Annotated in this window: 12 protein-coding genes; 7 read left to right on the top strand and 5 right to left on the bottom strand. The window is 61.2% G+C overall.

The features are described 5' to 3' along the window. Positions 1-135 precede the first annotated feature (135 nt). From IEY31_RS12700 to IEY31_RS19060, 4 genes are all read left to right on the top strand, one after another. On the top strand, positions 136-555 hold the full coding sequence (locus tag IEY31_RS12700; protein WP_188972554.1) for a response regulator: 420 nt from the start codon (positions 136-138) through the stop codon (positions 553-555). Positions 556-822: 267 nt separating this feature from the next. Then, positions 823-1,290 (top strand): GGDEF domain-containing protein, encoded by a 468-nt coding sequence (locus IEY31_RS12705; protein ID WP_188972556.1) that lies wholly within the window; start codon positions 823-825, stop codon positions 1,288-1,290. Positions 1,291-1,576: 286 nt separating this feature from the next. Beyond that, positions 1,577-1,867 carry an MFS transporter gene (locus tag IEY31_RS12710; RefSeq protein ID WP_188972558.1) on the top strand — a complete coding sequence of 97 codons (291 nt, stop codon included), beginning with the start codon at positions 1,577-1,579 and terminating at the stop codon, positions 1,865-1,867. Next, positions 1,851-1,955, top strand: coding sequence for a helix-turn-helix domain-containing protein (locus IEY31_RS19060; protein ID WP_188972560.1), 105 nt, complete (start codon positions 1,851-1,853; stop codon positions 1,953-1,955). The genes IEY31_RS12710 and IEY31_RS19060 overlap by 17 nt, the downstream gene beginning before the upstream one ends. A 55-nt stretch (positions 1,956-2,010) precedes the next feature. Here IEY31_RS19060 and IEY31_RS12720 read toward each other — a convergent pair whose 3' ends face one another. From IEY31_RS12720 to IEY31_RS12740, 5 genes are all read right to left on the bottom strand, one after another. Then, positions 2,011-3,408, bottom strand: a complete 1,398-nt coding sequence (locus tag IEY31_RS12720; protein WP_188972562.1) for a GH1 family beta-glucosidase — start codon at positions 3,406-3,408, stop codon at positions 2,011-2,013. 144 nt (positions 3,409-3,552) lie between these two features. After that, positions 3,553-4,437 (bottom strand): carbohydrate ABC transporter permease, encoded by an 885-nt coding sequence (locus tag IEY31_RS12725; protein WP_188972564.1) that lies wholly within the window; start codon positions 4,435-4,437, stop codon positions 3,553-3,555. Next, positions 4,434-5,378 (bottom strand): carbohydrate ABC transporter permease, encoded by a 945-nt coding sequence (locus IEY31_RS12730; RefSeq protein WP_188972566.1) that lies wholly within the window; start codon positions 5,376-5,378, stop codon positions 4,434-4,436. The genes IEY31_RS12725 and IEY31_RS12730 overlap by 4 nt, the downstream gene beginning before the upstream one ends. A gap of 126 nt (positions 5,379-5,504) precedes the next feature. Beyond that, positions 5,505-6,752 (bottom strand): ABC transporter substrate-binding protein, encoded by a 1,248-nt coding sequence (locus IEY31_RS12735; protein WP_188972568.1) that lies wholly within the window; start codon positions 6,750-6,752, stop codon positions 5,505-5,507. A gap of 81 nt (positions 6,753-6,833) precedes the next feature. After that, entirely contained in the window at positions 6,834-7,859 is a 1,026-nt protein-coding gene (locus IEY31_RS12740; protein WP_188972570.1) for a LacI family DNA-binding transcriptional regulator, read from the bottom strand. Positions 7,860-8,578: 719 nt separating this feature from the next. Here IEY31_RS12740 and IEY31_RS12745 point away from each other — a divergent pair. From IEY31_RS12745 to IEY31_RS12755, 3 genes are all read left to right on the top strand, one after another. Then, positions 8,579-10,303, top strand: a complete 1,725-nt coding sequence (locus tag IEY31_RS12745; protein ID WP_188972572.1) for a glycosyl hydrolase family 28-related protein — start codon at positions 8,579-8,581, stop codon at positions 10,301-10,303. Between the two features lie 207 nt (positions 10,304-10,510). After that, a complete protein-coding gene (locus IEY31_RS19065; RefSeq protein ID WP_188972574.1) occupies positions 10,511-10,957 on the top strand; it encodes a recombinase family protein in 447 nt (148 codons plus the stop codon). A gap of 183 nt (positions 10,958-11,140) precedes the next feature. Next, positions 11,141-11,620, top strand: a 480-nt coding sequence (locus IEY31_RS12755; RefSeq protein WP_188972576.1) for a PAS domain-containing protein, incomplete at its 3' end; no start/stop codon positions are given.

Genomic DNA, 11,620 nt, shown 5'->3' on the forward strand with positions numbered 1-11,620 from the left:
GCGCCGTGCCCGGAGGGGCAAGGCTGTGCTGGGTGACAGCCGTGTTCAAGCCATCTGCCGCCGGGTCCACTCTATACCGTCTGCAATGGCTAATCTTTACATTTCAGCCGATGAAAAACGCCCATGATCGTGTGAATGAGTCTGCCCCGACACTACCTCCTGGTGGATGACAACCTGCAAGACCGCATGCTGGCGCAGGAAGCGTTCGAGCTGCTGTGCCCGGCGTGCATCCTGATCTGTGTCGAGAGTGGCGCGGCCGCCCTGGATTTCCTGCAGAGCGGTCTGGTCCAGCCGGATGTGGTGCTGCTGGACCTCAACATGCCAGGCATGAACGGCTTCGAGGTGCTTCAGGAGATGAAGAGGGACGCGAGACTGGTCCGGATTCCCGTGGTGATCCTGACTACGTCTGGTGTCCAGAAGGACATCGAGCAGGCGTACACCCTGCACGCCAGTTCGTACCTCGTGAAGTCCGCCAGCTTTACCAGTTTTCTGCAGCAACTGGAGAGGGTCCTGGAGTACTGGCGAACCAGTCGCACGGCGTCTTCCTCAGCGTAGGCGAGAGGTGACGAGGGCCTGGGCTGAGGGTGACCCGCATTCACTCGGTATCTGGTTGGCCTGAGCAGCCACCGACGCCGGGACAGCCGCGTGTTTCCCATCGAGACCAGCTCCAGCCTGGTGACGCTGAGCGAACATGAACTGGTGCTGGTCATTGACCGGGACATTAGTGATCGCAGGCGCATAAAGGCGAATTGCGGCGTCTGAATAACTGCCTGGCCCACGACGCTCAGCATGACGCCCTGACGGAGCTACCTAACCGCGTCTATGGAGCGCCTCGTCCAGGAACTGATGCGTGTCGAGCGCAATAGCGCGCATCTGGCGGTGATGTTCGTCGATCTCGATGACTTCAAATGCGTGAACGACTCGCTTGGTTACGCCGCCGGAGACGCCGTACTGAGAGAAATCGCCGAGCGGATGCAACGTGCCTTGCGGCCCCGTGAAACGATCGCCCGGGTGGGCGGTGACGAGTTTGTGGTGGTGGCGGCGGATCTGCAGGGCGCGCCGCATGCCGCGCGTGTGGCGAGGCAGGTTCAGGAGGCCGTTATGAGGCCCATCTGCGTGGCGGGTGAAGAAGTGACTGTGGGATGCAGTGTCGGAATCAGCCTGTCATCGCAAGATGGCACGCAGGCAGATGACCTGTTGAGGCTCGCGGACCTGGCCATGTATGAGATCAAGAAAGAAGGCAAGAGTGCCGTGCACTTCTACTCGCCCAACAGACCCAGCCAGACCTGAGGACCACAACAAAATGAGGGTAACCCGGTTTTGCGAAGCAGCCCCGTCTGTTTCCTGAAGTCTTCCTGGACGTCATTGAGAACCGACGTGGCACGCTGTTCGAGACCCTCGGCAGGCAGGCCACGGGATACGGCACCTTCCTGGTCTTTGAGAGGCTCGGGCTGGTGGGCGCGGGGCTGCAGGTGGTGGTCTGGGGGGAGAGGCGCTCCCCCCAGGGACTGATCGCGCCGGGACTGGGACTGACGGCCTGCCCTACGCGCTGATGTGGGCGTGCCAGCAGCCGGGCGTGCTGCTGGGACTGGGGTTTGGCCTGATCAACACGCCATTTCAGATGCTGCTGCATCGACGCGTTCTGGAAGCTTATCTGGGACGCATCTTCAACGTGCTGGGGATGGTGTCGGGTGTTGGGATGCCGCTGAGCCTGCTGCTGGTCTCGCCCGTGCTGGACCGACTTCCGCCGCCGCTGTGGTTCGGGGTGGTGGCGCTGGCCCAGGGTTTAAGCGGGGTGGTCTGGATTTGGGAAGTCCGCATAGAGGGGCATCAGCACACAGTGAAGGCTGATGCGGTGGGATCTTGAGGCTGAGCACTTGGAGCAGGGCGAGTCTAGGGCAAGCCTGGGCCGGGACTTCGGCCTCAGCCGGGAGACCGTCTACCAGTACCTGTAGGACATACCTAATGCATGACTTGTAGGGATACTTCAGGGTGCCACCAAATTTGCAGTCAGGTTGGCGCCGGAAAGCGGGGCAAGGTCACGGGCTGCCCCTCCTGTGCGCGGGCAAGGAAGTCCCTATACCACTGCCCGGACTGCTTCAGGGTTCGCGCCTGGGTCTCAAAGTCCACATACACGATGCCGAAGCGCTTGTCGTACCCTTCTGCCCACTCGAAATTGTCCATCAAAGACCACGCGAAATACCCAGTTACTTTCGCACCGTCTGTAATGGCGTCTCCCAGTGCGGCGAGATGCTGCTGGAAATACCGGGTTCGCGCCTCGTCCTGCACGTTGCCATCGGCGTTCACGGTGTCCGGGTACGACGCGCCGTTTTCGGTGATGTAAATGGCGACCGGGTTGTAATCCTTTTGCAGCCGCAGCATCAAGTCGGTCAGGCTCTGCGGAGCCACCTCCCAGTCAAAGCCGGTGTACTCGCTGCCCTCCACACGCAGCCCCCTGGCCCTCAGCCAGCCGTCGTCGGGGGCGTCTTCCACCACACTGCGAGAATACATGTTGACGCCCAGGAAATCGGACACCACACCGATCAAGTCCAGATCGCCGGGCAGCACCAGCCCCTGTGCCTGCGGGCTGGCGTCGCCCAGCAGTTCCACGAAGTCGCGCGGGTAGCCGCGCCCGAAGACAGGATCCAGATACCAGCGATTGGCAAAGCCATCCTGACGGTGGGCCGCCGCTTTATCCATCTCGCTGTCCGTTGCCGGATATGCCGCTGCCAGATTCAGGGTGATGCCCACCTGTGCGTCTGGCACATTCTTGCGTACCGCCTGCACGCCCAGCCCGTGCGCCAGCAGCAGATGGTGTGACGCGGCGAAACTCTCGGCCAAGTTGGTGTGGCCCGGCGCGTGGATGCCGTTGCCGTAGCCCATGAACGCGGCCACCCAAGGCTCGTTGATGGTGATCCAGTGCTTGACGCGGTCCCCCAGCGCCGTGGTGACAACCTCCGCGTAGTCGCCGAACGCCAGGGCCGTGTCGCGGGCAGGCCAGCCGCCCCTGTCTTGCAAGACCTGTGGCAAGTCCCAGTGGTATAGCGTCAGCCAGGGCGTGATGTCGCGGGCCAGGAGGCCGTCCACCACTCGGCTGTAAAAGTCCAGCCCGGCCTGGTTGGTGGCTCCACGTCCGCCAGGAACGATGCGCGGCCACGCTACGCTGAAGCGGTAAGCGTTGACGCCCAGGCTTTGAATCAGGTCCAGATCACGGTCCAGGCGGTGGTAATGGTCACAGGCCACGTCGCCGTTTTCACCGTTCAGCACTTTGCCCGGCGTGGCGCAGAAGGTGTCCCAGATGCTGGGGCTTCTGCCGTCTTCGTGGGCCGCCCCCTCAATCTGATAGCTGCTGGTGGCGACACCCCAGGTGAAGCGAGGTGGGAAGTTTTTGGGATTGGGCTGGGTCATGGAAACTCCTGGGGAAGAGGTAAATGTTTAGAGGAAAAGGGCAGCAAGGAAAAGACGATCAGCTCATCTACTTCTAGTTCACGCCGGTGGCTTTCATCAGCACGGGCTGCGTCAGCGCAAGCAAGGGGAATACGGTCGTTCTTCTCAGTCCTTGACCGCGCCGCTGGTCAGGCCAGAGATCACCTGGCGGCTGGCGAACAGAAAGATGATCAGCAGCGGAATCACGGTCAGGACCACCATCATCAGCGTTGCGCCCCAGTCGGCGTCGACGTTCGACGCCCCTCCAGTAATGGTTCGCAGCGACAGCGGCAGGGTCATGGTGCTGTCCTCGCTCAGGCGCATGATCAGCGCACCCTTGAAATTGTTCCACGAGCCCACAAAGGTCACGATGCCCAGGGTCGCCAGAATCGGGCGGATGAGCGGCACCACCACTTTCAGGAAGATCCCAAACTCTGTGGCCCCGTCCAGGCGCGCGGCCTCGATCAGCGATTTGGGCAGTGCCGAGACGATGTACTGGCGCATCAAAAAGATGCCGAAGGCGTTCGCCATGCCCGGCACCCACAGCGTTCTGGGCGTGCCGATCCAGTGCAAGACGTTATTCATCACCAGAAAGCTGGGAATATCCATCACCAGCGGCGGAATGAGCATGGTGATCAGGATGAAGCCGAACAGGTACTGCTTGCCCCGGAAGTCGTACATGGCAAAGGCAAAGCCCGCCAGCGAACAGAAGAACAGCGTGGTGACGGTGGACAGTGTGGCGATGTAAAGCGAGTTCCAGAACTGCCGCAATGCATAGTTGTCGGTGGCTGCCATCATCTTCTGAAAGTTGCTCACCAGAGAGTCCCCAAACCACAGGTGCGGCGGCACGGTGAAGATTTGTGCGCCGGGCAACGTGGCCCAGACGAACATCAGGTAGAAGGGGATGACCGACAGGAAGCAGGCGATGCCGACGAACAGCCATAAGCCCACGCGGCCAAACGGCAGGCGGGACTGGCGCCGGGGCGGTTTAGGGGTGGCCACAGTGGTCATGAGCGGCCTCCATCACGAGAGAACAAGAAATTGTTGATCATGCTCAGCACAAAGATCGCCAGAAAGAGCAGCCACGCCATGGCCGAGCCGTAGCCCATGTCCAGGTCACGGAAGGCCACGTTATAGATGTGCATGGCCGAGGTCAGCGCGGTGCCGCCGCTGCCGCCCGCCTGCCCCACCATGATGAATGGCTCCTCGAACAGTTGCATGTTGCCCACGATGGTCAGTGTGAAGGCGTAAAACATCATGGGGCGCAGCAGCGGCAGCGTGATGAAGAAAAACTTCTGCACCTTGGTTGCGCCGTCCACCGTGGCCGCCTCATAGACATCCTCGCTGATGGCCTGGAGGCCGCTGAGGTACAGGATCACGTTCCAACCCACGTAGCGCCAGAACACCACCACGGCCACCGACACCGGCACGAGGTCCGGCTGCGCCAGCCAGCGAACTGGTCCCAGGCCCACCACCGACAGGGCGTAATTCAGCAAGCCCAAGTTCTCGGAATACAGCATTCCGAACACGATGGTGATGGCCACCGCGTTGGTGATGTACGGCAGAAACAGAATGGTGCTGATGCCGCCCTGCCACCTGCGCAAGGACTGGTTGATGATGAAGGCCAGTGGCAGGGCCACCAGATGTTGGGGTATGCCTGCCAGCAGCCCGATCCAGACCGTGTTCTTCAGGGCCACCCAGAACTGGTCCTCCGCACCTAGCGCCAGAGCGAAGTTCTCCCAACCCACGTATTGCCAGTTGCCCAGTCCGTCCAGGGGATTCCACAGGTGAAAGGCCAGAAACAGGCTGAAGGCCAGCGGAAACAGCCCGAAGATCAGGAACAGGATGAAGAATGGGCTGGTGAAGATATACGGCGCGAAGCGCTGCTGAAAGCGGTCATAGCTCCAGCGGCGGCGGGGCGGGCTGGGGGTCAGGGGCAGGTGTTTTTGCATGCGGTCATCCTTTCGTGCCGTGGGTCGGGCAGGGGCCGGACGGGGAGGTGGTGCATTGAAGACACAGTGAACGCTGGAGGAGCCACCTTCGCTCTCCTCCAGCCGGTCACTGAACCTGGCCCGGGCTCAGCGGGCGCGGCGCAGAATCTGGGTGCGGGCGTCAGCCAGGGCCTTTTTGATGTCCTTGCCCTGCTCCAGCACATTGGTCAGCTCGGTGTTGACGATCTGATCGGCCACCGAGTCGTACTTGTTGACGTCAATCGGCTGGGTCTTGCGGGCGGCGTCGCGCCACAGCACGCGGGCTTTCTGGTCGCCCAGGAACGGCACCCCCTGGCTGAAGATGGTGTCGTTCTGTGCAGTCAGCAGCGCCGGGAACGCACCGTTGTCGGTGAACGCCTTGAGCTGTGCCTCTTGGTTGAGGGTCATGAACTTGATGAACTCCCAGGCCATCGCTTTGTTCTTGGCGGCGGTGGGAATGGCGTAAAAGGTGCCGCCCCATGAGGCATAGCCGCCCTCGGGTAGGTTCTGCACGCGCCACAGGCCCTTGGTGTCAGGGGCCATCCAGTTTTGCAGCGCGCCGGTCAGCCACGCGCCGCTGAACTGCGTGGCCACCGTGCCCTTCTTGAACGCGTCGTACCATTCGTTGCTCCACTCACCAATCTTGGCGTCCAGACCAGCGTCGCGCACCTGTTTGGCAAGGGTAAAGGCGCGCACGAACCGGGCGTTGTCGGGGCCGACGAGCAGGTTGTTCTTGCTGTCGAAGTAGATGCCCTCACCGGGCTTGAGGTTGGTGCGGCTGACCACGCCGTAGATCCCCCCTGCAGCGTTGATCAGCGAGGCCCCGGTCTTGGCCTTGATTACCTTCCCGGCAGCGATATAGCTGTCCCAGTCCTTCATCATGGTTTCGGGCTTCACTCCCGCCTTATCCAGGATGTCCTTGCGGTACAGGAAGGTGCCCGGGCCGATGTCAGTGGGCATGCCGACGAAGCGCTTGTCCGCGCTGGTGGCCTGAGCGATGGTAAACGGCGTGAACAATTTCTTGTACTGAGCGGCGTTGTAGGGGGCCTTGTTCATGTCTTCGAGGCCCTTGCCCTCGGCGAACTTGCCGACCCAGCCGATTTCCACAGCCATCACGTCGGGCAGACCCTGTCCGGTGGCCAGCGCGGTGGTCATGGCGGTGTGGTGGTCGCCGATCTCCTGCGTTTGCAGTTTGATCGCCACGTTGGGGTACTTCTTGTTCCAGGCCGGGAGAATAGCTTTGATAGAGCTGTCCAGACTGGGGAAGACGGCGACGTTCAGGGTCATCTTCTCCTGGGCGTGGGCCGTGGTGGCGAGCAGTGCGGTGACGAGGGCGAGCGTGGCGATTTTCTTCATAATGACCTCCGGGGTCTGTTTGAAAGCGGTTTCAGATTGGGCGTGAGATGGGGCAGTGTAGGAGTTGAAAAATGTTGGTCCTCATTGGCCTGCAGCAGCAGGAGAATGTGGTGCTGGCCCGGTGGATTCGCGGATGATCAGTTGTGGAATGTATGGGGTCATCGGGGGGGACTCTCCGGCCAGCAGGCGCAGCACGTTTTCGGCGGCCTGCTGACCCAGTTCGTTCACGGCCTGATGTAAGGTGGTCAGCGGCGGCGTGGTGTAGCGCGAGGAAAACAGATCGTCGAAGCCAGTCAGAGACATGTCCTGTGGCACACGTATGCCCCGGCGGTACAGGGCCAGCCGCGCGCCCAGGGCCATCTGATCGTTGGCGCAGACCAGCGCGGTAAAAGGCAGGTCCAAGGCCAGCAGTTCGGCGGCGGCCTGCTCACCGCTGGCCTCGGTGTAGTCGCCGCGCTGCATCAGCTCTGGGCGCAGGGGCAGGCCGAGTTCGCGCATGGCCACTTCGAAGCCCTCGCGCCGTTCGACAGCGTCCTGCTGTGTCTCTAGACCGGAAATATAGGCCACTTCGCGGTGGCCCAGTTCGGCCAGATGGCGCACCACTTGCCGGATGCCTTCGCGGTTGTCGATCAGCACGCAGCGCTCGGTCAGGCCCACCACCTGGCGGCCCACCGCCACCAGCGGCACCCGCGCAGCCACATGCTGCAGGGCCTCGTCCTCGATCACCCCTCCCAGCACGATCATCGCGTCGACCCGGCGGCGCATCAACAGATCCAGCGCCTGCTGTTCCTGTCCAGCGTTCCAGTGACCGCTGACCACCAGGGGGTGATAAGAACTGCCCTCCAAGCCGCGCTCGATGCCGGCCAGCATCTCGCCGTAAAACGGGCTGCTGATGTTCTGGGTCAGCACTCCCACCGAGAAACTGCGTCCATTCGCCAGCGCCTGGGCCTGCACGTTGGGGACGAAATTCAGGCGCTGGATGACTGCCTCCACCCGTTCACGCTTATCCGGCGTGACATTGGCGGTGCCGTTCAAAATGCGCGACACGGTGCTGGGTGAAACACCCGCTTCCCGCGCCACGTGCATCAGCGTGACGGTTGCAGACATAAGTGGACTCCCGGCAGGCAAAGTTACCTGTCCTATAAATCTGGAGAAAGACTTGTTGTACATCTAGAGCATAGATCACTCTGAAAGCGCTGTCAAGAATGGGCAGACGCGCCTGTCGCTGCGTGACGAGACTGAGTTTTTGAGATTGCTGTCGCGCCCGGTGCCTGTTTGACGGTCAGGCCCTGGGCAATGCGTGAATTATGAATGCCTGGGTCATAGGTCCTGTGGGAAAGGTTGCCGCATGTTCGGGCGAGAAAACGTCTCGCCCGAACACAGCGGAATGGGCTCTGCAATTTGGTTTTTTGCTGACTGCCCCAAGCAGTGTCAGGGCAGCTTTTCGCTACCACCTCTCGCCACGGCGCAACAGGCAACTCGCTTTTGGGCGAGCACTGTGTAAGATGCAGGGGCAACGACAGTCGAAGAGGACCCGGTATATGAAGGGCGCACAGTTTCTTGATCCGGCGTGTGCCGCAGACCGGGAGGTGCTGGACACCTGTCCATCTCCGGTGACTGAATTCGAGGAGGTCAAAGACATGCAGCGAAACCTTCACACCGACTCCTTTCTTGAGCCTGCTGCGCGAAGTGCTGGGCAGCGCTGGAGCCTGGCCGCCGGCGTTGGACTGGGCCTGCTGCTGGGAGCCTGTGCGCCTGCGCCAACACCGAAGCCAGAACCGGAAAACCGCGCACTGGGGGATAATGTGAAGGTCTTTGATCCCAGTATGACAACGGCTGAAATTCAGGCGGCGGTCAAGGCGATCTACGAGCAACAGGTGAACGCCGAGTTCGGCAAGGGGCGCTACGCTCTGTTCTTCAAGCCCGGCACCTACGGCACGCCGGAAAAACCGCTGTTGATTGATGTGGGCTATTACACCGAAGTGGTGGGCCTGGGCCGCAGCCCCGGCGATGTGGTTATCAACGGTCACGTCAACGTGTACAACCGCTGCCTGGGGACCGATGACAAAGGCAATCCCAGTAACTGCATTGCCCTCAATAACTTCTGGCGCTCGGCGTCCAACCTGACCATCAAGGTGGCGGGCGGCAAGGACTGCCAGGCAGTCACCAATTTCTGGGCAGCGTCACAGGCCGCCCCCATGCGCCGGGTGGACGTGAACGGCAAATTTAGCCTGATGGACTACTGCTCAGCAGGACCACAATTTGCCAGCGGCGGCTACATCGCCGATTCCAGAGTCACCGGGACCGACGTGGTGGTCAGCGGCTCTCAACAGCAATACATGATCCGCAACAGCGAGATTCCCGGCTGGTCCAATGGCGTGTGGAATCAAGTGTTCTCGGGGGTCAAGGGTGCGCCCGCCACCAGTTTTGCCACGACAGGTCCAGACGGTAAGCCCGCCAATCCCTACACCACGTTGCCCACCACCCCGGTCTCGCGCGAGAAGCCGTACCTGTACTTGGATGCGGCAGGCGAGTATCAGGTGTTCGTGCCGGGGGTCAAGACCAATTCCAGCGGCGTGAGCTGGGCAAACGGCCCGGAAAGCGGCGGCAAGACCCTGCCCCTGAGCGGCTTTTTTATCGCCCGCCCCAGCGATAAGGTGGCAACCATCAACAGCGCCCTCTCGGCGGGCCGGGGCATACTGTTTACCCCCGGCATGTACGACATTGACCAGACATTGCTGGTGAACAAACCCGGCACGGTGCTGCTGGGCCTGGGCCTGGCAACCCTGACCGCCCAAGGCGGCGCGGTGCCGGTCAAGGTGGGCGACGTAAGCGGTGTGAGCCTTGCGGGCCTCACCATTGACGCCGGGCCTGTTAACTCGCCCGTGCTGCTGCAAATTGGTAACAATGGTGGCGCAGGGGGCAACGCCAGCGATCCAGTCGCCCTGCATGACGTGTTCTTCCGCATCGGCGGGCCGGGGGTGGGCAAGGCGACCACCAGTCTGATCGTCAACAGCAACAACACCTTGCTGGATCACATCTGGGCGTGGCGGGCCGATCACGGCGACGGCGTGGGTTGGAGCATCAACACCGCCGACCACGGCGTGATCGTCAACGGCGACGACGTTACTGCTACCGGACTGTTCGTGGAGCATTATCAGAAAGAGCAACTGATCTGGAACGGCGAGCGCGGTCAAGTGGTCCTGTACCAGAACGAGATGCCCTACGATCCGCCCACCCAGACTGCGTGGATGAACGGTGCGCTGCTGGGCTACCCCGCGTACAAGGTGAATAACTCGGTCAACGCCCATCAGGCATGGGGGCTGGGCAGCTACATCTTCATCGAGTCCGGCGCGGACATTCACGCCACCCACGGCTTTGAGGTTCCCAAAAAGCCTGGGGTCAAGCTGACCAGCCTGCTAACGGTGCAGCTTAATGTCGGCCACGGCACCATTGACCATGTGGTCAACCAGACGGGTCCGGCCACCATTCCTCCCGCCGACCAAAAAGAAGGCTCCACGGTGGTGAGCCTCAAGCAGTACCCAGAGTGAATTTTAGAAGGTACAAGGTGTGGCCTGCCATGACAGAGAGTGACAGGCTGACACAAGGTATGAGAAAGCGTACCCCACCGGGTACGCTTTCTGTCTGCGATAACCGCAAATGCCATCGAGCACGCGCTCCGACTCTGTCAAGCCGTGTACTCTCACCTCCAGAACGCGCTGTGGAACGACGTCCGCAACGCCCATATCCTCGCGTGGATGATCGTTGGACTGCTTTTGTCAGGGCGTATCTCTCTGGCCGCTCTCTCTGGCCGCATCGATCCCGTTCATTTCATCCCGTGCCACGTTCACGTAGAGCAGCGAGCGCCGCGTTCGTCGGTGGCTGAAGAATCCAGCCACCGAATGGGGCAGCGTTTATGGTCCATTGGTCATCCGTGCCCTGCGCGACTGGGGCGGTCAGACCCTGATCTGACGCTGGACACCAGCGTCCTGGGCGCCCTCGCAGAGTTCGAGCGTGCCCTGATCCACGAACGCCAGCGCGAGAGAATCGAGGCGGCTGAGAAGGCTGGGGTGTACAAGGGACGCAAAAAGACCCTGTTCATTGCGCAGGTCGGTGAATTGCAGCGGCGCGCAGAGGCAGGCGACTCGAAGGCCAGCCTGGCCCGAAACTTGGCATCAGCCGGGAGACCGTCTACCAGCATCTGAAGGCAACGCTGGCGCAGCACGTACCGAAAGTTCCCCCATCAAGCTGAGTTCGCCATCAATTTGCGAGCAAGCTAAAGAAACTTTATAGCCACAATTTTATAAATGTAGTTCACATTTTTCTTGAAAGATATCCTTCGGTTTTATAGACTGTACGGCCAAATCGAACTCGCAGATAGGAGGAATATGAATTTCCAACAACCGTCTGCCCTGGAGCCTTACCTCATGAGCCATGCGCTTGAGGCCTGCGTCACTGGTGTGGTCATCGCCGACGCGCGGCAGGGAGATTACCCTGTGGTGTACGTCAATCCAGCCTTCGAACAACTCAGCGGTTACCTGGCTGCTGAAATCATCGGCCGCAACTGCCGCTTTCTGCAAGGCGATGACCGTGACCAGGAGGCCCGGCAGGATCTCCGCGAAGCGATGGCCCATGGACGCACCATCACTACGGTTCTGCGCAACTACCGCAAGGACGGCTCGATGTTTTACAACGAGCTCGCGCTGAGCCCCATCCATGACGCGGCAGGGCTCCTGACGCATTATCTGGGTTTCCAGACCGATGTCACAGCGCGCGAGGAGGCCCGTCAGGCTGAGGTCAAGGCTCGCGAACAGATGGCCACCACCCTGAACCGGGTGACCGACGGCCTCATGTCCTTCGATCCGGAC

The sequence above is a fragment of the Deinococcus aerolatus genome, from assembly GCF_014647055.1.
GTDB lineage: Bacteria > Deinococcota > Deinococci > Deinococcales > Deinococcaceae > Deinococcus > Deinococcus aerolatus.